20 protein-coding genes are annotated in these 20,496 nt (G+C 60.1%); 15 read left to right on the top strand and 5 right to left on the bottom strand.

Annotated elements, in window-relative coordinates:
- Positions 1-3: 3 nt before the first annotated feature.
- Genes CKW21_RS10095 through cyoE form a run of 3 tightly spaced genes read left to right on the top strand, consistent with a single transcriptional unit; the run spans position 4 to position 1,864 of the window.
- A complete protein-coding gene (locus tag CKW21_RS10095; protein ID WP_095193828.1) occupies positions 4-630 on the top strand; it encodes a cytochrome o ubiquinol oxidase subunit III in 627 nt (208 codons plus the stop codon).
- Positions 630-965: a cytochrome o ubiquinol oxidase subunit IV gene (gene cyoD, locus CKW21_RS10090; RefSeq protein ID WP_095193827.1), complete on the top strand. Its 336-nt coding sequence runs from the start codon at positions 630-632 to the stop codon at positions 963-965. The genes CKW21_RS10095 and cyoD overlap by 1 nt, the downstream gene beginning before the upstream one ends.
- A gap of 11 nt (positions 966-976) precedes the next feature.
- Positions 977-1,864, top strand: a complete 888-nt coding sequence (cyoE, locus tag CKW21_RS10085) for a heme o synthase (RefSeq protein WP_095193826.1) — start codon at positions 977-979, stop codon at positions 1,862-1,864.
- Positions 1,865-2,802: 938 nt separating this feature from the next.
- On the opposite strand, the gene CKW21_RS10075 is transcribed toward cyoE, so the two are convergent.
- Complete coding sequence (locus tag CKW21_RS10075) at positions 2,803-4,215, bottom strand: PLP-dependent aminotransferase family protein (protein WP_095193825.1); 1,413 nt, start codon at positions 4,213-4,215, stop codon at positions 2,803-2,805.
- Positions 4,216-4,363: 148 nt separating this feature from the next.
- Here CKW21_RS10075 and CKW21_RS10070 point away from each other — a divergent pair, with 148 nt between their 5' ends.
- The 10 genes from CKW21_RS10070 to CKW21_RS10025 all read left to right on the top strand — a co-directional run bounded on the left by CKW21_RS10070 (position 4,364) and on the right by CKW21_RS10025 (position 13,689).
- Positions 4,364-5,464 carry a hypothetical protein gene (locus CKW21_RS10070; protein ID WP_095193824.1) on the top strand — a complete coding sequence of 367 codons (1,101 nt, stop codon included), beginning with the start codon at positions 4,364-4,366 and terminating at the stop codon, positions 5,462-5,464.
- A gap of 40 nt (positions 5,465-5,504) precedes the next feature.
- Positions 5,505-6,785: an acetyl-CoA carboxylase biotin carboxylase subunit family protein gene (locus CKW21_RS10065; RefSeq protein WP_095193823.1), complete on the top strand. Its 1,281-nt coding sequence runs from the start codon at positions 5,505-5,507 to the stop codon at positions 6,783-6,785.
- 46 nt (positions 6,786-6,831) lie between these two features.
- The gene (locus tag CKW21_RS10060; RefSeq protein WP_095193822.1) at positions 6,832-7,326 is read left to right on the top strand and encodes a RidA family protein; all 495 of its coding nucleotides are present in this window, start codon (positions 6,832-6,834) and stop codon (positions 7,324-7,326) included.
- A gap of 82 nt (positions 7,327-7,408) precedes the next feature.
- Complete coding sequence (locus tag CKW21_RS10055; protein ID WP_095193821.1) at positions 7,409-7,876, top strand: cupin domain-containing protein; 468 nt, start codon at positions 7,409-7,411, stop codon at positions 7,874-7,876.
- A 265-nt stretch (positions 7,877-8,141) separates the two neighbouring features.
- The gene (gene yfcF, locus CKW21_RS10050) at positions 8,142-8,786 is read left to right on the top strand and encodes a glutathione transferase (RefSeq protein WP_095193820.1); all 645 of its coding nucleotides are present in this window, start codon (positions 8,142-8,144) and stop codon (positions 8,784-8,786) included.
- Positions 8,787-8,816: 30 nt separating this feature from the next.
- Positions 8,817-10,169: a KamA family radical SAM protein gene (locus CKW21_RS10045; RefSeq protein WP_095193819.1), complete on the top strand. Its 1,353-nt coding sequence runs from the start codon at positions 8,817-8,819 to the stop codon at positions 10,167-10,169.
- 30 nt (positions 10,170-10,199) lie between these two features.
- The gene (locus CKW21_RS10040) at positions 10,200-11,072 is read left to right on the top strand and encodes a branched-chain amino acid aminotransferase (RefSeq protein WP_095193818.1); all 873 of its coding nucleotides are present in this window, start codon (positions 10,200-10,202) and stop codon (positions 11,070-11,072) included.
- A gap of 21 nt (positions 11,073-11,093) precedes the next feature.
- Positions 11,094-11,852: a TauD/TfdA family dioxygenase gene (locus tag CKW21_RS10035; RefSeq protein WP_095193817.1), complete on the top strand. Its 759-nt coding sequence runs from the start codon at positions 11,094-11,096 to the stop codon at positions 11,850-11,852.
- 63 nt (positions 11,853-11,915) lie between these two features.
- Positions 11,916-12,875 (top strand): diiron oxygenase, encoded by a 960-nt coding sequence (locus CKW21_RS10030; RefSeq protein WP_095193816.1) that lies wholly within the window; start codon positions 11,916-11,918, stop codon positions 12,873-12,875.
- A 13-nt stretch (positions 12,876-12,888) separates the two neighbouring features.
- Positions 12,889-13,689 (top strand): N-acyl homoserine lactonase family protein, encoded by an 801-nt coding sequence (locus CKW21_RS10025; RefSeq protein WP_095193815.1) that lies wholly within the window; start codon positions 12,889-12,891, stop codon positions 13,687-13,689.
- A 111-nt stretch (positions 13,690-13,800) separates the two neighbouring features.
- On the opposite strand, the gene CKW21_RS10020 is transcribed toward CKW21_RS10025, so the two are convergent.
- The 4 genes from CKW21_RS10020 to CKW21_RS10005 form a co-directional block, all read right to left on the bottom strand.
- On the bottom strand, positions 13,801-15,231 hold the full coding sequence (locus CKW21_RS10020) for a PLP-dependent aminotransferase family protein (protein WP_095193814.1): 1,431 nt from the start codon (positions 15,229-15,231) through the stop codon (positions 13,801-13,803).
- 421 nt (positions 15,232-15,652) lie between these two features.
- Positions 15,653-16,357, bottom strand: coding sequence for a hypothetical protein (locus tag CKW21_RS10015; RefSeq protein WP_095193813.1), 705 nt, complete (start codon positions 16,355-16,357; stop codon positions 15,653-15,655).
- A 257-nt stretch (positions 16,358-16,614) separates the two neighbouring features.
- Positions 16,615-18,135, bottom strand: a complete 1,521-nt coding sequence (locus tag CKW21_RS10010) for a HAMP domain-containing sensor histidine kinase (protein WP_095193812.1) — start codon at positions 18,133-18,135, stop codon at positions 16,615-16,617.
- Positions 18,132-18,851, bottom strand: coding sequence for a response regulator transcription factor (locus tag CKW21_RS10005; protein WP_095193811.1), 720 nt, complete (start codon positions 18,849-18,851; stop codon positions 18,132-18,134). Before CKW21_RS10005 ends, CKW21_RS10010 begins: the two co-directional genes overlap by 4 nt.
- A gap of 256 nt (positions 18,852-19,107) precedes the next feature.
- On the opposite strand from CKW21_RS10005, the gene msrB reads away from it, so the two are divergent.
- Both msrB and msrA read left to right on the top strand, forming a co-directional pair.
- Positions 19,108-19,626 (top strand): peptide-methionine (R)-S-oxide reductase MsrB, encoded by a 519-nt coding sequence (msrB, locus tag CKW21_RS10000; protein ID WP_095193810.1) that lies wholly within the window; start codon positions 19,108-19,110, stop codon positions 19,624-19,626.
- Between the two features lie 47 nt (positions 19,627-19,673).
- Positions 19,674-20,387: a peptide-methionine (S)-S-oxide reductase MsrA gene (gene msrA, locus CKW21_RS09995; RefSeq protein ID WP_095193809.1), complete on the top strand. Its 714-nt coding sequence runs from the start codon at positions 19,674-19,676 to the stop codon at positions 20,385-20,387.
- Positions 20,388-20,496 lie beyond the last annotated feature (109 nt).

The raw sequence follows: 20,496 nt of genomic DNA, 5'->3' as shown, positions 1-20,496 counted from the left end.
ACCATGTCGAACTTAGTGACCAATGCTGGACACGCCCATGGTCATGACCACGGGCACGATGACCACCACCACGACTCGGGCGAGATGACCGTATACGGTTTCTGGCTCTACCTGATGACCGACTGCATTCTGTTTGCGTCGATCTTCGCGGTGTACGCGGTACTGGTTAACAACGTAGCGGGTGGCCCGTCGGGCCACGACATCTTCGAACTGCCATACGTACTGGGCGAAACCGCTCTGCTGCTGTTCAGTTCGATCACCTACGGCTTCGCCATGCTGGCGTTGTACAAAGGCAAGAAGCAGCAGGTTCTGGGTTGGCTGTTCATGACCTTCCTGCTCGGCGCCGGCTTCATCGCCATGGAGATCAACGAGTTCCACTTGCTGATCTCCGAGGGCTTCGGTCCTAGCCGTTCCGGCTTCCTGTCGGCGTTCTTCACCCTGGTCGGTACCCACGGTCTGCACGTATCCGCAGGTCTGATCTGGATGGGCATCATGATGTACCAGGTCAACAAACATGGCCTGACGTCGACCAACAAGACCCGCCTGAGCTGCCTGAGCCTGTTCTGGCACTTCCTGGACGTGGTCTGGATCTGCGTCTTCACCGTTGTTTACCTGATGGGGACTCTGTAATGGCTAATGCACACTCCCATGACAGCCATGATGCTGGCCACGGCAGCGTAAAGTCGTACGCCATCGGCTTCATCCTGTCGGTGATCCTGACCGTCATCCCGTTCGGCCTGGTGATGTACCCGAGCCTGCCGAAGGCCACGACGCTGGCAATTATCCTGCTGTTCGCAGTGATCCAGGTGATTGTTCACCTGTATTACTTCCTGCACCTGGACCGTTCCGTGGCTCAGCGTAACAACGTGATTGCGTTCGTCTTTACGGCCATCGTGATCCTGCTGCTGGTTGGCCTGTCGATCTGGATCATGTTCAGCATCCACACGTTCATGATGGCGAAGTGAGGTAAGTCCGGATGTCCTTTAAGCACTTTATCCAAATCACCAAACCGGGGATCATTTTCGGTAACGTGCTTTCTGTGGCAGGCGGATTTTTCCTGGCCTCCAAAGGGCATGTCGATCTGGCCATCTTCCTGGCCGCCATGATCGGCACGTCCCTGGTGGTCGCCTCCGGTTGCGTGTTCAACAACTGCATCGACCGCGACATCGACCTGAAGATGGAACGCACCAAGAACCGGGTGCTGGTCCAGGGCCTCATCTCCCTGAAACTGGCCCTGGCCTATGCGACCGTCCTGGGTATCGCTGGCGTGGCGTTGCTGTACACGGTGGCCAACCCGTTGGCCGCGCTGTTCGCGGTGATCGGTTTTGTCATCTACGTCGGCTTCTACAGCCTGTACCTCAAGCGCAAGTCGGTTCACGGCACGCTCGTGGGCAGCCTGTCGGGCGCCATGCCGCCGGTGATCGGCTACGTCGCGGTGAGCAACACCTTCGACATGGCCGCGCTGACCCTGCTGGTGATGTTCAGCCTGTGGCAGATGCCGCATTCCTACGCCATCGCGATCTTCCGCTTCAACGATTACCTGGCCGCATCGATTCCGGTGCTGCCAGTGAAGCGCGGGATTCAAGTGGCCAAGAAGCACATCCTGATCTACATCCTGGCCTTCCTCGTGGCGACCTTGATGCTGACCTTCAGCGGCTACGCCGGCATGAGCTACCTCGCCGTCGCCGCGGCCATGGGCATGTACTGGCTGTACATGGCCTGGACCGGCTACAAGGCCGTGGATGACACCGTCTGGGCACGCAAGCTGTTCGTGTTCTCGATCTTCACCATTACCGCGTTGAGCGTGGCGATGTCCCTGGACTTCAAAGTGCCGACCGAGTTGCTGGTGACGTACGCGCCTTAAGCGTCGGACGCGATAAAGAAAAACCCCGCCCTTTGAGAGAAGGAGCGGGGTTTTTTGTTGGGGGATTTCTGGTGGATCGAGTTGCCGTCTTCGCGAGCAGGCTCGCTCCCACACGGGTTCGGTGTCGTCCCGGTTTTCAGTTTGGTGCTGACCTCCTGTGGGAGCGAGCCTGCTCGCGAAGGCGGTGTCTCAGGCGACATTGATGCTGGATGTGGCGGCCTCTTCGCGAGCAGGCTCGCTCCCACAATGATTCAACGTTGCCGGCAATTTCCAGCATGACGCTGAACCCCTGTGGGAGCGAGCCTGCTCGCGAAGGCAGTGTCTCAGGCGACATGGATGCTGGGTGTGGTGGCCTCTTCGCGGGCAAGCCCGCTCCCACAACGATTCAACGTTGCCGGTAATTTCCAGCATGATGCTGAACCCCTGTGGGAGCGAGCCTGCTCGCGAAGGCGGTGTCTCAGGCGACATTGATGCTGGGTGTGGTGGCCTCTTCGCGAGCAGGCTCGCTCCCACACTGATTCAACGTTGCCGGTAATTTCCAGCATGACGCTGATCCCCTGTGGGAGCGAGCCGGCTCGCGAAGGCGGTGTGTCTGGCGACATGGATGCTGGGTGTGGTGGCCTCTTCGCGAGCAGGCTCGCTCCCACACTGATTCAACGTTGCCGGCAATTTCCAGCATGGCGCTGATCCCCTGTGGGAGCGAGCCTGCTCGCGAAGGCGGTGTGTCTGGCGACATGGATGCTGGATGTGGTGGCCCCTTCGCGAGCAGGCTCGCTCCCACAATGATTCAACGTTGCCGGCAATTTCCAGCATGGCGCTGAACCCCTGTGGGAGCGAGCCTGCTCGCGAAGGCGGTGTGTCTGGCGACATTGATGCTGGATGTGGCGGCCTCTTCGCGAGCAGGCTCGCTCCCACAGGGTTATGTGGTGGTCAGTTACTTACTTGGATTCAAGCAATCGCAAGAACCGGTCGCGCACCTGGGTGTTGTCGCTGTGGGCGACGTTGAAGCGCAGGAATCGGCTGGCGTCCGGCGCTTTGCTGAGCAGGGTGCCGGGGGCCAGTACCAGGTCGATGTCCAGGCCTTTCCTGGCCAGTGTTTCGGCATCAAAGCCTTCGGGTAATTGCGCCCAGATAAACAGCCCTTCGTGGGGCAGCGATGACACCGAGCAACCGGCTTCCATCAACCAACCACTCACCCGGCTGCTCGACTCATAGAGCCTGTCCACCGTGCGCCGTGTGTGTTTGGCGTAGCTGCCGTCGCTGAGCATCGAGCAGATGATCTGTTCCGCCAGCTCTGACGTCATGCCGCCGCAGGCCATTTTCAGGGTGATAATCCGTGCCGCCAGGGGTGGTGAAAGCACTGCAAAGCTGACGCGACTGTTAGCCGTCAGGGTCTTGGAGAAGCCGGAAATGTAGCTGACATTGTCCAGCCCGCCCGCTGCCAGACGCGGCGTCTGCCGTTGCTGCAAGTCGCCATACAAATCGTCTTCGACGATGTGGAAACCATAGCGGTGGCTCATTTCCAGCAAACGATAAACCTGTGCCTGCGAGAAGGAATGGCCGGTCGGGTTGTGCAGGGTGTTGTTGGTCATGTAGAGCACGGGACGACGGGTACTCACCAATTGCTCGAAGGCCTCCATGTCCATGCCGTCAGCACCACGGGCAATGGTGATGACCTTGGCACCATGCAGCGCCAGATTGGTGTGCATGGTGAAGTAGCATGGATCGTCGAGCAGCACCGTGTCGCCAAGTTTGACCAGCAGGCGCATCAACAGGTCGATGGCCTGTACGGTGTTGGCGGTGGTGACAATCTGCTCCACGGGCACTTCGATGCCCAGGGCCGACAGCTTGACCTGCAAGGCCTCACGCAACGGCAAGTAACCGGCGGCGACGCCGTATTCGCCCATTTGCAGAGAGGTGGCGCGCAGAGTGCCACGCACGGCTTTGAGCAGTTCTTCGGCCGGCAGCCACGAGGAGGGCAGGAAACCGGCGCCAGGGCGCAGTGCGCCAGTGTCCTGCAGTACCGCACGGCGGACCACGCTGAGGGTGTCTTGCGGTTGCAGGTCCGGACCGGCATCGGCCTTGAGCGTGGTGCTGGAGCGGTGCACGTAGTGCCCCGAGCCCTGGCGTGAAACCACCAGACCTTTGGCCCGCAAGCGGTCCAGCGCATCCACCACCGTGGACTTGCCTACGTTCATCAACTCGGAGAGTTCGCGAATCGGAGGCAACCGCGAACCGTGGGGCAGGCCGCCCTGGCTGATCGCCACCGACAACTGATCGACAATCTGCTGAACCAGCGGCACTCCCGGCTGGAACTCGATGGCGGCGATCACTGCGCGCTGAACCTGCATTTTACTGGTCTCTCCGGCAGTAAAGTTCGTTTGATTCTATACGAACTTGCTCTGATGAAAACAAGCGTCCCTCTCTACCATCACCTTACAGACTTTCCTGATTGTTCGCGCCGGGCGCCTGAACAATCGCTGGTTCCAGAGGTGTTGCATGAGTGTTCAAACAACGGCCGCCGTGGCCAAACCGGTGATCAACATTCGCCTGTTCATGATCCGGATCATCACCGCGGTGTCGCTGTTCGCGGTACTGGGCAAGGCCAACGTCTGGCTCGACACCGCGACCAACAGCATCCTGGCCCTCGGTTATCGAGCCTTGCTCTTGCTGCTGCCGCTGACGTTGCTGGTACTGGGCCGTCGCTCCTTGAGCGTCACCTTGACGTGCGCGGCCGCCGGCCTGGTGCTGCTGGCGGTCACCAGCAACCAGGGCGTGGTGATGTTCGCCGCGGCGTTGTTTGCCTACGGCATTGCGATTGCCGGCTACCTGATCAAGAGCGAAGCGGCGCAGACCAAGGAAGGTGCGGCGTATAACCGTGTCGCCATGAACATGGGCAGCCTGTTGGCCGGTTTGATCCTGCTCTCGCCACTGCTGACCCCGACCATGTTTTTCCTCGGCGCGGCGGCATTCGTCCTGCTGTGCCTGCCGATCGCCGCAGGCGCGACCTTTACCACCCAGCCGGTGGTGGCGAGCCCGGTCACCCACGATTGTAGCGGCTGGCGCAACAAACTGCCGTGGGCGATCGCCGGGATCATCATGGGCATCAAGTTGTTCGGGGTGTTCTCGATCCTGCCGCAAGCGATCCTGCTCAAGACCGGTGAACTGCCGGCGTGGTACGGCCTGATGCTGATCCTCAACAGCGCCGTGGTGGTGTTCGCCCAGGTGCCGGTGATGAAGCTGATCGAGCGCACCGGGCGCTTCAAGGTGGTGGCGGTGATCGGGATCATCGTCGGCGGCTTTGCGGTGTTGTCGTCACCGGCGGCGTTCCGTGTCGAAACCCTGGTCGGCGCGTTGATCTGGGTGGCGTTGCTGTCCATCGCCGAATGCGCGTTCAGCTACCTCGATTACTTCTCGGTCAAGCAGAACAACATGTTCGTCAAGGAAGTGGCCCTGGGCGTCGGTGCCGGCCTGACGGTGCTGATCATGCGGGTCGTGCCGGCGCCGTACAACGCCCTGGTGCTGGCCGCCATCGGTGCCGGCGGGATCCTGGCCTGGTACTGGCTCAACCGTAAATCCAATGCGTCGTTGCACGACTGAGACAGCGCAGCGTCGGTTTTCTTTGCAGGTCGGGGGTTTTATGAATACGACATCATGCGTAGTAGTGGTCGGATACAACGGCAATCGGGTGCACGACATCCAGAAATTGCGCGACCTGTGCAAGTCACTCTACAACGCGCGACTGATTCTGCTGGTCGAACAGATCCAGCCCCAGGACGAACAGGTGGCCGATCACGTCTGCAGCACATCGCTGGCCGAGAAGGACGTGGCAGCCTCACTTGAGCTGGTGGTCGGTTGCCTGAACGCCGACAGTTGGAAATTGATCGGCGTGCTGCCGTTTTCTGATCGCGGCGTGCTGCTCGGTGCGGCCCTGGCCAGCCATTTTGGCTTGCCCGGAATCACCCGGGCCGAGGCGCGGGCAGGGTTGGACAAGCAGATTTTCCGCCATCTCGAAGCAACGGCTGCAACGTCGCCAGAGGATTATCGCCCGGTGTTTTCCGAGCGGGTCGAGAGCCTGCCGCAACTGCGCCAGCGTGTGGTTGAACTGGGCGGCAGGGCTTTCATCAAGCCGGCCTGCGAAGGCGCGAGCCGCGGCTGTCGCGTGATCCAGCATCCGTCGGAATGCGATGAGGCCTGGCAGGCGCTCAAACCGTATCGCGAGGGTGGCATCGTCCTTGAAGAACTGATTCAGGAAGCACGGGAGTACAGCTGGGACTGTGTGGCCGGGAGTACCTGGGTCACCGAAAAGACCACCACCGAAGGCGCCTATCGTGCCGAGATCCAGCAAGTGGTACCTGCACCGCTGCCGGCAGACGTGCATACCCGCCTGATGGCTGCCGGCCGGCACATGGCCGGTCTGGTGTCCGAGAACAATGGCGCGTGGCACAACGAAGTGTTCCACAGGGCCGACCAACTGACGTCGGCCGTGGAAACCAATATGCGTCCCGGCGGCATGCACATCTGGGACCTGGCCAAGCGTGCTTTTGTCGATTTCAACCCGTGGGAGCGCTGGGTGCGCTGGGCCGTGGAAGGCCAGATCGAACATCACGAACCGGTAGCGCGCGGCTATTGCGGCATTCGCCTGCTCAGAGCGCCGGCGGGCGGGATATTGCGCTCGACGCCTGACATCGAAGCCGTGGCCAATGCGCTGCACATCGACCTGGTGGAAGCCACCTTCGCCAAGCGTGTTGGTGATTCAGTCAGTGCACTGGTGAAAGACAACTTCTCGTTCATCGGCCACATCGTGTTGTTCAACGAGCACTACGGTCAGCTCAGCAACGACCTGTTGCGCCTGGCCGAAGCCATTGAATCAAGAGTCGGGATCACGAGCCTGGCGCCGTCCGCCAGGGCCGTGGGCTAAGTAGCGATCGATGTTTTTTGCAGTATTGATCTAGAGGATTCGGACAATGATTGAACACATGACCTGTGATGAACGCTTCATCGCCCTGGCCAAGGAATTCGGTTATGACATCTACGGCGAGAACACCGCCGGCGGCCATTACGCACCGCTGATTCGCCATCACGATGAACTGTATATCAGCGGTCTGGTGCCGCGCATGAACGGCAAAATCCACTATCCCGGCCGGGTCGGGCTGGACCTCAACATGGCGGATGCGCAGGCGGCGGCCAGCATCAGTGCGATGCGCGGTCTGGCACTGATGGTCGATGCCATCGGTTCGCTGGATAAGATCAAGTCGTTGATTCGGGTCACGGTGTATGTGAAATCCACGGCGGACTTTGTCGACCTCAGTGAAGTAGCCAACGGGGCCTCGGATGTCTTCAGTCATGTGTTGGGCGACGCCGGGAAACATACTCGAACCACCATTGGTGTTTATCAGTTGCCGAAAAATTCCGCTGTTGAAGTTGATATGATCGCAGCGTTGCGGCCTTCGGCTATATAAGTCTGAGTGGCCTGGCTTTACAGTGGTTAATTGTTCGCCTAGTGTCTGGTGACTTAAGTCACCAGCCATATGGAATTCGTGGATGAATAATATTCAAGGTGGGTTTTTTCCCTATAAGGATTTTCGCCAGAGCTTAAAGCGCCCGCCTGGCAGTGCGCGGGTGTGGAAACAAGACGAACTTGTGGACATGCGTCAGAGTCTTGCAGCCAGCGAGGTCGATATTGTTGCGCTGGCCCACGACAACAGCCTCGAAGGTTGCAGGTTGATGCCAGGCATGGCGGTGTCCATGCAATGGTTGATACCCGGCTCGACGCTCACTGGCCATACCCATTCCTGGTGGCACCTGTTCATCATTCAGTCTGGCAGTGGCACGTTGACCCTGGGCGATGCCAATGCAGTGAGCGTCGGCCCTGGTGACGTGCTGCTGGTGCCGGCCTGGACCGAGCACGGCTTCGTCAACACCAGCGCCACCGAACCGCTGGTCATGCTTAACATGAGCAACATGCCGCAAATGGCGATGCTCTCCAACCTGGCGACCGCCACGGTCTGACCCTCCCCAAATTCCCCCACCCCTGTAGGAGCGAGCTCTGCTCGCGATGGTCGTTAACGATAACGCTGGGAGCCTGATACCCCGCGGCGTTCTCTGGTCCATCGCGAGCGAGCTCGCTCCTACAGGGAGGGGCAGGTTTTTCTGCCTCATCAACTTTCTGTATCCGTAGAAACAGATAATTTCTGTATCTGTTCAGCGTTTAAACACCTAACTACGATCGATTCCAATGCAACGGATTAGTGTGATTAGTGCAAGGGAGCGTTCTATGGAAAGTACGAAACTGCAATTGTGTGTGGGTGCGGATTTTGTCAGTGCGTTTGCAATGTCCGCGTTTGTGGCGTTGAAAGAAAAACAACTTTCATTCGAATTGGTTACGGTAGATTTGAAGGCGAAGGAGAATTATAAAGCGACTTATCGTGATCTTTCCCTGACCAACAAAATTCCAACATTAGTTCATGAGGGTTTTGCGCTGTCGGAATCTTCCGCCATCGCCGAATACCTGGATGAGCTGTCACCTGGACATAAAAAACTGTTCCCTCAAGACATCAAGCAACGCGCCCGTGCCCGTCAGCTTCAGGCCTGGTTGCGCAGCGATCTGCTGGTGGTGCGCAAAGAACGCCCATTTGACCTGGTGTACTTCGGCAAGAAACACAACCCGCTTTCCGACGAAGCCCGTGCTGCGGTCGACCGCTTGTTCTTTGTGGCCGATCGCTTGCTGCAAGAGGGCGCCGAGCACCTGTTCGGTGACTGGAGCATTGCCGACACCGACCTGGCAATCATGCTCAACCGACTGGTCGCCAACGGTGATCCGGTACCTGCGCGGCTCGCGACCTACGTGCGCCGTCAATGGGACCGCGACAGTGTTCGGGCCTGGATGGACATAGAGCGCGTAGCGCCAGCCGTTCAGTAACCGCCGCCAGCCAACACCAGGAGCGCTGCCATGCAGGGAATGTCGGAGCTGGAAAGATACAAACCCTATAACTCACGTACCATCCGCGACACGCCGTACTGGCACAAGCTGACGCCGGCCTTGCAGGAAGCAATGACCGTCGTCGCGCGGGTCATGCCGTTTCGCACCAACGAATACGTACTCGGTACGTTGGTCGACTGGAACAACATTCCGGACGATCCGGTTTTCCGCATGACCTTTCCCCACAAGGACATGTTGCTGCCGGACGAGTACGCATCGCTCAAGCAACTGATCGAACAGGACGATGCGGCGGCCATCAAGCGCCGGATCGAAGCGATCTGGCTACGGATGAACCCTCACCCGGCCGGGCAGTTGACCCATAACAACGCCATTCTCGACGGAAAAGTCCTGCCAGGCATTCAGCACAAGTACCGCGAGACCGTGCTGTTTTTCCCCGGTGCCGGTCAGACCTGTCATGCGTATTGCACCTTCTGTTTCCGCTGGGCGCAGTTCATCGGTGAGGAAGAACTCAAGTTCAACGCACGGGAATCCCAGGAACTGGTGAGTTACTTGCGGGTGCACACGGAAGTCACCGATGTGCTGATCACCGGGGGCGATCCGCTGATCATGAACAGTCGTTCGCTGGCCGGATACATCGAGCCGCTGCTGGAACTGGCGCACCTGAAAAATATCCGCATCGGCACCAAGTCCGTGGCGTATTGGCCACAGCGATTTGTCCGCGACAAGGACGCGCCGGAGCTGCTCGAACTGTTTCGGCGGATCGTCGCGGCGGGGAAAAACCTGTCGATCATGGGGCACTACAACCACCCGGTGGAGATCCGCCAGGACATCGCCCGACAAGCCGTCGAACGCATTCGCTCCACCGGTGCCACCCTGCGCATGCAGGCACCGGTGATCCGCCACATCAATGAAAACCCCGCCGATTGGGCCGAGCTGTGGACCGAAGGCGTGAGGCTCGGGGCGGTGCCGTACTACATGTTCGTCGAGCGGGACACCGGCCCCAGCCATTACTTCGCAATGCCGCTGGCGCGGGCGTTCGAGATTTTCCAGGCGGCGTACCGCACGGTCTCCGGGCTGGCGCGCACGGTGCGCGGGCCATCGATGAGCACCTTCTACGGCAAGGTGTTGATCAACGGCATCGAGACCGTCGCCGGGGAAAAAGTCTTTGTGTTGCAGTTCCTCCAGGCCCGGGACCCGCAATGGGTATTGCGCACCTTTTATGCGCGCTTCGACCCGCAGGCGACCTGGTTCGACCAGTTGCGACCGGCCTTTGGCGAGCGAGGGTTTTTCTTTCAAACCGAGCCTGAGCTTTTGCTGGCACCTGCGCCGGAATTGATACCGGTGCTGCTGCAAACGGCGTAGGACGATTCTTGGAATTGGGGAGACAAGGACATGAGCGGTATCCCGTTTGATCAACGCGAAGGATGGATCTGGCTCGACGGCGAGTTCGTCGAGTGGTCCCAGGCGCGCCTGCATGTGCTGACCCATGGCTTGCATTATGCGAGCACAGTGTATGAAGGGGAGCGCGTGTACAACGGCAAGGTCTTCAAGCTGCGCGAACACACTGAGCGGTTGTATCGCTCGGCGCAGCTGATGGATTTTGCCATCCCGTTCGAGCCCGCCGAACTGGAAGCAGCGAGCCATGAAGTGCTGCAGCGCAACCAGGTGGTCGAGGGCTATTTGCGGCCGGTGGCGTGGCGCGGCAGCGAGATGATTTCCACCTCGGCACGTTTCAACCGCGTGCATGTGGCAATCGCCTGCTGGCAATGGCCGAGCTATTTCGACCCGGCGGCGCGCATGGCCGGCATTCGCTTGAAAACCGCTACGTGGCGGCGCCCGCCACCGAGCAGCAGCCCCTTCGAAGCCAAGGCGTCGGGGCATTATCAGATCGCCACACTGAGCAAGCACGATGCGGAAAACAACGGCTACCACGATGCCTTGATGCTCGACTGGCGCGGTCACGTCGCCGAGGCCACCAGCGCCAACGTGTTCTTCGTTAAAGGTCGGACTTTGTACACGCCGACGCCGGATTGTTTCCTCAACGGAATTACCCGGCAGACCGTCATCGAGCTGGCCAGGACCCTGGATTACCAGGTGATCGAAACCACGATTTTGCCTACGCAGCTGGGCGAGTTCGACGAGTGTTTTCTGACGGGCACCGCCGCCGAAATCACTCCTGTGCAAAGCATCGATGAACAGCCTTACCGACCGGGCACCGCGTGCCGCGAATTGATTGCCGCCTACACCTCAACCGTCAACGCCTGATAAACCGCCAGGAACCTCACCATGTCAGATCAAGGGATTGTTGCGTCCAAACCTTATGTTTCCCTGGGCCATCGCCATGAGGAATTGTCGAGCCGTGGCTGGACGGTGCTGACGCCGGGGGAGTTTTCCCACGACGTTTTAGGCACCCTGCACGAGTTCGGCCCGGTCATTCCGCAATTCAACGGGCAGACTGCCTTCGCCATCACCCGCAAGCCGGGCTATGAAGACCTGCCGTACTCCCAGAGCATGAACGGCATTGGCCCGCACACCGAGGCGCCGGTGTATGGCCCGCCGCCGCGTTACCTGGCGCTGCATTGCCATCATCAGGCGACTTGCGGTGGCGGCCACACGGGGCTGGTGGACGGTTACGCGTTCTTGCAGTCACTGGAGCGCAGCGACCCGCAACTGCGCGAATGGCTGGATGACACCCCCGTGGAGTTCGTTGCCACCGCCAAACCCGGCGAGCCCGCGCAAACCCGGGTCAAGGAGTACATCCTGACGCCCACCGAGGAGGGCGACATTTTCCGCTTCAGCTACAACCAGTTTCACTACGGCGATGTGAACCCGTCGAAGCAAGCCTTGCAGCAATCACAGGTCAACAACAACGACTCGCCGCTGGCCAGGTTTGCCGTACTCGGCGAAGCGTACTTCGTCGAGCACAACACCCCGGTGCTGATTCCCGACGACTGCATGCTGATCTGGGACAACTGGCGGATGATCCACGCCCGGAGTCGATACACTGACCCGGCGCGCCACCTGACCCGCTACTGGCTGGCCTGATTCTTACGTTTCCATTCCTTCGGCGTACCCCTCAGCGGGTACGCGTCCTACAGGTATCGCGTCATGCAAACAGCAATCGAGATCGCCAAGGTCGATCATCAACTGGTCGTGCGGCTCAATCAGGCCTGGACCCGGCGTGCCACGGTCTGCTCGCCGGACAAGATGTCGGCCGACGAGGTGTTCGACCCGGCGCGCCCGGACTACCCGGAGCGCATGGTGCCGTTCTTTCACCACCCCAAATTCCAGGTCTTGAGCGATGAACTCAAGAGCAGCGTGGTGACCTGGGGCTGGATCGGCTACAACCTGCGCACCGTGACCGCCGAAGAACACGTGGTGAATCCGGCGCTCAGCGTCATCGCCAATCAATACCTGGGCAAGGATGACTGGCATTTCCGCGAGGCCATGCAGCAAACCTTGATCGACGAGCATTACCACACGCTCATGCACCTGCGGGCCATCGAACGGACCAAACTGGAGCGTGCGCTCGATCAGAATCTGGACTTGCCGCCGTCAGTCACCTATCTGCGACTGCTGGCCTTGCGGGAAACGCTGGCCGAGCAATGGCAGAAAGACCTGGCGGCGATCACCTTCGCGGTGGTGGCCGAGATCAGCGTCAACGCTTATCTGGATCTGCTGGCGGACGACCAGAGTATCCAGCCGCAAAACCGTCGCGTCGCCGAGCTGCATAACCGTGACGAATATGCCCACAGCAAAGTGTTGGCTGAAGTGGCCAAGGTGATGTACGCCAACATGCAGCCGGCGCAGCGGGAATTTTTCGCACGCACCTTGTCGGTGGCACTGAGTGCCTTTGTCGCTCAGGACTACTCGATGTGGGAGGCGATTCTGATGCAGCTCGGGGTTGTGGACGCCGCACTGATCATTGCCGACACCCGCGAGAGCAACAAGAACGCGACGATCATGCGCGACTACAGCGGCCTGCATAAATTGGCGCAGGAGCTGGGTATCAGCGATCAGATCGACTTCGATTTTCGTCCGACCTTGAAAGCCACCGCGGCGGCCTGAACCAGGAGGTTCCATGTCCATTCCTGTGTACGAAGTGTTCGCCATCCGTGTCGGCGCCAACGCCCAGCGCACCGCCCGGGAGAATTTTCTCTACGACGCCTGCTGCGGTGATCCCAATGCGCCGATGCCGCTGGACTACTACTTCTGGGTGATCCGTAACGAACAGCAGGTGATCGTGGTCGACACCTGTTTTCAGCCGGCCACGGCGGATCGGCGCAACCGTCAGATGTATCGCCTGCCAGAAGAATCCCTACGGCAACTGGACATCGATCCGGCGCAGGTCGAGGAGCTGATCCTCACCCATTTGCACTGGGATCATGCCGGCAACCTGGGGCTGTTTCCGAAAGCCACGGTGCACCTGCAAGAAGCGGAGCTGCGCTTTTGCACCGGTCCGAAAATGGCCCATCGCACAGTGAACAAAACCTACGAAGTCGAGGACGTGATGTCGGCGCTGCCGCCGTTGTTCGAAGGGCGCATGCGTTTGCACAATGGCACGGCCGAAGTGCTGCCCGGCATCACTGTGCATGCGGTGGGTGGTCATACACCCGGAAGCCAGGTGGTGCGGGTCAATACCGCGCGCGGCTGGATCGTGCTGGCGTCGGATGCCGCGCACCTGTGGGTCAACATCCGTGAGCGCAGTCCGTTTCCGATTCTTGATGACCTGGCGCAAACCCTGGAGGCCTTCAGCGAAATCGACCGCCTGGCCGACAGCGCAGACCACGTCATCCCCGGCCACGACCCCCTGATCGCCGAGCGTTTTCCGCATTGGAATGATGATCCGCATATCATCTGCCTTCACCAATCCCCAACCTGACCACTTCCCCCTGTGGGAGCGAGCCTGCTCGCGAAGACGACAGCACATTCAACTTTCATGTGTCTGATACACCGCCTTCGCGAGCAGGCTCGCTTCCACATTAGGTCGGTGTCAGCCTTGGGTTTTGAGTAGTTGGCCGAGCGTTGCGAGCGCCTCATCAACCCGCGGCGAATACGGCGCCCCACACCCGATCCGCACAAAGTGACCAAAGCGCCCGGTATTGGAAAAGATATCCCCAGGGGAAATCAGGATGCCGACGTTCAGGGCCTCGTGAAACAACGTCATGGACGAATATTCCCGAGGCAACTCCACCCATAGCAACGTCCCGCCCTGGGGGGTGTTCACGCTCGTGCCCTCGGGAAAGTAGCGCAGGATTGCCGCGTTCATGTGCTGGCGCTGTTGCGCCAGGGTTCTCCTCAAGCGACGCAGGTAACGTTCGTAGGACGGTGTCCCCATGAACGCACTGACCGCCAGTTGCGACAAGGCTTCGCAACCACGGGACTGGGTGTGTTTGAGCATTTCCACGCGGTCGTGCCATTTCCCGGCGCTGATCCAGCCCAGACGCACGCCGGGTGCCAGGGTTTTGTTCAGCGATGCGCAATAGATCAGGTTGTCGCTGCGGTCCCAGTGCTTGAGCGTGGACAACGGTTGCTCGGTATCCACCAGGTCGCCGTAGGTGTCGTCTTCGATCAGCACGGTGTGGTGCTCGGCGCACAGTTGTACCAGCCGCGCCTTGTTGGCGTCGGGCATGATGCTGCCCAGCGGGTTGTGCAGGTTGGGAATGACGATCAGCGCCTTGATCCGTTCGGGGCCTTGCAGCAACTGTTCGAGCGTCAGCAGGTTGATCCCGCTGTGGGTCGTGGCCGGGACTTCCCGCACCTGCAGGTTGAGGCTTTCGAGAATCTGCAGCAAACCGTAGAAGGTCGGCGATTCCACGGCCACGGTATCCCCCGGGCAGGTCACCGCGCGCAACGCCAGGTTAATCGCTTCGGTCGCGCCGTTGGTGATCACGATGCGCTCGGCGGGGAGGTGGGTTTTGCTGGTCAGTGCCCGGCGGGCCAACGTATTGCGCAACGCGATATGGCCGCAGGTCGAGCCCGTCGTGTCGAGCAGATGCGGGTCCTGGCGCAACGTCTTGAGCATGTTGTCCTGCAGCGTCTTGAGCGGATAAAGCTGCGGCGCGCAGTAGGCACTGGCCAGGTTGACCTTGATTGTCGCCTGCTGACTGGCCTTGAGCACCGATGACACTTGTTCGTGAATGCCCGCATAAGCCTCAGTATCCAGCGGCGGGGGCAGGGCGATGGGGATGGGTTTGCTCGGCGTGTCGGGCTGGCGAATGTAATTGCCGGAGCGAGGCCGCGCTTCCAGCACGCCACAGTCTTCCAGTTCTCGACAGACTTGCACGGCAGTCGACAGGCTGACGGCGTGTTTCTCCATCATCAACCGGATCGAAGGAAAGCGCTCACCGGTTTTCAGGGTGCCGCTGCGGATGGCGTCCAGGTAATGGTTGGCCAGCTGACGGTATAAAGGCGTCGTGTTCATGATGACCTCAGCAGTCGCACCACTGAGGTCTCTGGCTGGAAAGTGAGGTTGACGCTCCACGACCTTCATCAGAGCAGGCGGACCCGTGGTGCTGAAGGGTTAAGGGAAGGGTGTTTCTGGCGTCGATACTGGAAGAGTAATCGCGGATTTGCCCGAATCACGGGCAATAAAAAGCCCCGCTTTGGGGCGGGGCTCAATGTTGCGTGCTCAAGAGAAACCTGTGGCGAGGGGATTTATCTGTGGCGAGGGGATTTATCCCCGTTGGGCGGCGAAGCCGCCCCAAACTGCTCACCTGTGTTCATTCAGGAAAACCGCATACTCCGGGTTTACGACGGCTGCGCCGCCGAACGGGGATAAATCCCCTCGCCACAGATGAATCCCCTTGCAGGCATCCTCTCACCACAAATGCAGGTGGTACAGGTTACTGCGCAGCGATGCTGTAGCCATCGAACGCGGTCTGCTGTTGCAGGGCGGTGATGATGTTCTTGCGGTTGGCGGCTTGTTCGGCGCCGGTGTTGTCCAGGAAGGTCTCGCTTTCCAGCTCGGCTTCTTCGCCTTCACCGACGAAAGTGAAACCTAGGAATTCCAGGGCTTCGCGGTCAACGTTCAAACGTGAACGCGGCGTGCGCAGCGGCAGGGTGACGCTGATGCCGTCCTTGCTGATGGTGAACACTTCGGCTTCTTTCTTGGCCCGCGCAGCCTTGCTCTTGCCGCCGCTCGGATTGCTGATCGCCTGGTGCGTCTGGTTCAGCACCTTCAACGCCAGACCGTAGACGATTTCCTGAAACGCCGGGTCGTCCTTGAAGCTGGAGAGAATGCGGCTGATCGGGAACTTGCTGCTCAGGTCTTCCAGAGCGGCAATGTCAGCGGCTTCGGCATCCTTGAGTTGCTTGAGCTGGCCCATCAATTCATAGGCTTTGTCGTCGTCGAAGCTGTCGTGTGCCTGGCGGATCGCGGCGCGCAGCTCGCGGATCTGGTCGCTTTCGCGGCTGGACTGGAAAGCATCCAGGACCATCTCGCTGATGGTTTTTGCCTGGGGCACGTGTTGTGAAAGATTGATGGAGTTTTCGTATTCCGCTTTGGACGACAAGGTGACTACGGATTCAGCGGTGTTGGAATCGGACATTGAAATTTCACTACTTCTTTTAACTTGAATAGGGGCGAGAAAGCACGGGGGCTTTTTCAGGCCGACTAATCTATTGGACCGGGGCGGTGTTGTCACGAAGGAACAGGCAGGCGGGCAAATGGATGTTGAAGTTGCCGGCTCTTCGCGAGCAGGCTCGCTCCCACAGTTGATCCGGGATGCCACAAATATTTGCGTCCAACACATAACCTCTGGGGGAGCGGGCCGGCTCCGGGCGGCGATCCGACGAAGGCGGTCTGTCAGGCTTGCCCGGGAGTGTTGAGGTTCATCGAACGCATGGCCAATGCCGATGCAGTCGCTTCATCCACCGCCAGTGAGAAACGAAAGGTCGCTCCGCGTCCGGGTAGATCGACCAACTGAATCTCACGACCATGCAATTGCAGGATGCGATGCACAATTCTTAGCCCCAACCCGCCATCACGCCGTGCGCCGCCAATGTTGAACGGTCGCAGGAACAACCCTTCGCGCAGTTCGGGAGCGATGCCCGGGCCGGTGTCGCTGACGGTCACTTCGATGAACGATCCTTGGGGCCGCAGGCCGAGTTCCACCTCTCCACCTGGCGGGGTATGACGCAGGGCGTTATCGAACAGGTTGGTCAGCACCCGCTCGATCAGCCCCAGGTCGGCACAGGCCGCCGACACATTGGGAGCGAACGTCGCCTTGAGCTCGACCTGTCGCGCCTCGGCGGTGAGTTCGAACTTCTGGAAGATGTCCTGGGCCAGATCGGTCAGGGAAAAACGCTCCAGCACCGGTTGCACGAAACCGTGCTCCAGGCGCACCAGTTCCAGCAACGACTGCGCCAGTCCGCCGACCTTGCGGCTCTGATCCAGCGCGATGCCCAGGTAACGGCGACGGTCGGCGGGGGACAGCGTGGCGTCCTTGAGCGACAGGGTTTCCAGATAGCCATGCAGCGAGGCCAGCGGCGTGCGCAGGTCATGGGAAATGTTCGCCACCAGCTCGCGGCGTTCCTGATCCTGGCGGGTCAGCGAGCGCCACTGTTCACCGAGGCGCGCCTGCATCTGCCGGAAGGTGGCGTCGAGGATGGCGATTTCATCGTGGCTGGTGGCGTTTTCCACCGGTACAGTTGTCGGCGGCACGACCGGGACGCCGTCGATGTCGAACTGGCTGACGGTGTCGGTCAGGCGGCGCAACGGCCGGGTGATCAGGGCAAACGCCGTGAGACCGGCAATCAGGCACAGCAGCGCCACCAGACCGATGGACAGCAGGGCGGTGTTGAGTGCGGCGCTGGTGGCACCGCGTTCGGCGATGCGGTCATGGTCTTCACCCAACAGCACCACATACAGATAACCGGCCGGTTTGCCATCCACCTTCAGCGGCGCGGCGCTGAACACCTTGCGCGCATCGCCGCTGCGCGGATCGTCGCCGAGAATCGGCAGGGCGTCGCCCCTGAGCAGGCGCTGGATCGGCGCCAGGTCGATCTGTTGCCGACGTATCCGACCCTCGGGCGCGGCGCTGCCGACGATCTTGCCCTCGGTGTCCAGCAGATAGACCTCGACACTGGGGTTGACCAGCATCAGCTTGCTGAACAGATCACGCACCGCATTGGGCATCAGTCCCTGGGCGTCCATCAGCACCGTATCGCGGGCGATGTGTTGCGCCAGATCCCGGGACAACCCTTGCACCACTTCCAGTTCATGCATCTGGTTGGAGCGCACTTGCATCCATGCCGAAGTGCCGCAGCACACCAGCAGCAGCACGGCGAACACCAGCGACAGGCGTTGTGTGAGGGTCAGCCTCATGGTTGCGGCTCCTGGCTTGAGGCGAATTTGTAGCCGCGGCCCCAGACCGTGAGGATGCGCACCGGTTGTGCCGGATCGGCCTCGATTTTCGCGCGCAGGCGATTGATGTGCGTATTGACGGTGTGTTCATAGCCTTCGTGGCTGTAGCCCCAGACGGCATTGAGCAGGTCCATGCGCGAAAACACTTTGCCGGGCTGGCGCGCGAAGAAGTACAGCAGGTCGAATTCCCGTGGCGTGAGGTCCAGGCGCCGACCGTCGAGTGACACTTCACGGGTGATCGGGTCGATGGCCAGGCCATCGATGTTCAGGCTGCCGGCGTCCATCTTCAGGTTGCGCGCCATGGCATCGACCCGGCGCAACAACGCTTTGACCCGGGCCACCAGTTCGAGCATGGAAAACGGCTTGGCCAGGTAGTCGTCGGCACCGAGTTCGAGGCCGAGGATCCGGTGCACTTCGCTGGAGCGGGCGCTGGTGATGATGATCGGGGTGTAGCGGGCCATGGCGCGGGCGCGCCGGCAGATTTCCAGGCCATCGACGCCCGGTAGCATCAGATCGAGAATCAGTGCATCCCAGCTTCCTTGCTGCAGCAGACGCATGCCTTCATTGCCATCGGCGCAGTGCACCACCTCGAACTGCTCATCACGCAGATGCAGGCAGATAAGGTCGGCAATATGCAGGTCGTCCTCGACCACGAGGACGCGTTTGTTCTGTTCCATCCACTCATCCTTCGATTGATACCCTGTACCTGTAGGAGCGAGCTTGCTCGCGATGGTCGTTAACGATAACGCGTGTTAGCTGGCTGAACGCGTAACGTCGGCATCCATCGCGAGCGAGCTCGCTCCTACACAGCATTGTGCGTTTTTTTCGGGCGCCGAGTTATCACGAATTGTTTAACTTCCCGTGAGGATTTGGCGATCAACCCAAGCCTAGGCTGTGTTCCATGAACAGACCCTGGATTGTTTGGAGACGACCATGTTTTCACGACGGCAATTTCTGTTAGCGAGCGGCGGGCTGGGGGTTGCAGCCCTGGCGATCGGTGTATTGCCAAAATTTGCCGCGAGCCCTGCGCTGATCAGCGAGGCCGACGCGGCCGAGGTGTTCGAAGTGACTCACAGCGACAGTGAATGGCGCGCCATCCTCAGCGACGAGCAGTACGAAATCCTTCGTGAAGAGGGCACCGAGCGGGCCTACAGCAGCCCGCTGAACAACGAGCACCGTGATGGCACATTCGTCTGTGCAGGCTGTGGCCTGCCGTTGTTTTCATCGGCGACCAAATTCGACAGCCATACCGGCTGGCCGAGTTTCTGGGCGCCGCTGGACAACGCCGTGGCCACCCGTCAGGACCGATCCTTCGGCATGGTGCGCGAAGAAGTGCACTGCCGGCGCTGTGGCGGTCATCTGGGGCATGTCTTCGACGACGGACCGAAGCCGACCGGGTTGCGTTACTGCATGAACGGTCTTGCGATGAAATTCGAGCCCAGGGCGGCCTGATTGCCACCCGGCTGATACCCCCCTTCAATTATTCCGGAGTCCGCCCCATGAAAACCCTGCTCACCTGGCGTCGTACGCTGTTGGGATTGCTCGCTGCCGGCGTCATCGGCCAATGCTCGGCGTTCTCTCTCGGCGGTGCTGAGGAAGCGGTCATTATCCCGCCGCCGACCATCGATGAAGTCACTCAGGCCCATAGCGAAACCGCAGTCTTTGCCGGCGGTTGCTTCTGGGGCGTTCAAGGCGTGTTCCAGCATGTCAAAGGCGTTAAGAATGCCGTATCCGGTTACGCCGGCGGTGCAGCCGGCACCGCTCGATACGAGCGTGTCAGCAATGGTGATACCGGTCATGCGGAGTCCGTGGAAGTCACGTTCGACCCGAGTCAGGTCAGCTACGGCACTTTGCTGCAAATCTACTTTTCGGTGGCGCATAACCCGACCGAACTCAACCGTCAGGGACCGGACACCGGTACCCAGTATCGCTCGGCCATTTTTCCCAAAAGCAGTGAGCAGCAACGGGTCGCACAGGCCTACATCGCCCAGCTCGACGCTGCCCGTTCGTTCAACAAACCCATTGTGACCAAACTGGAAACCTACAACGGTTTCTACCCGGCAGAGGAAGAGCATCAGGACTTTCTGACCGAGCACCCGACCTATCCCTACATCGTGATCAACGATCTGCCGAAGGTGGCGCAGCTCAAGCAGCTGTACCCTGATCGCTATCAGGAGAAACCGGTGTTGGTGAAAACAGGGATGCAGGAGTGAGGCTGTTTACTTAAGCAGAGCTCGAGTCAGCGAAGTATCTGTGGCGAGGGAGCTCGCTCCCGCTTGAGTGCGTAGCACTCACAAAAAATCGCGGTGGTTGCCTGATTTT

The sequence above is a fragment of the Pseudomonas sp. Irchel 3A7 genome, assembly GCF_900187565.1.
Lineage (GTDB): Bacteria > Pseudomonadota > Gammaproteobacteria > Pseudomonadales > Pseudomonadaceae > Aquipseudomonas.
This window is presented reverse-complemented; position numbering and strand designations above follow the sequence as displayed.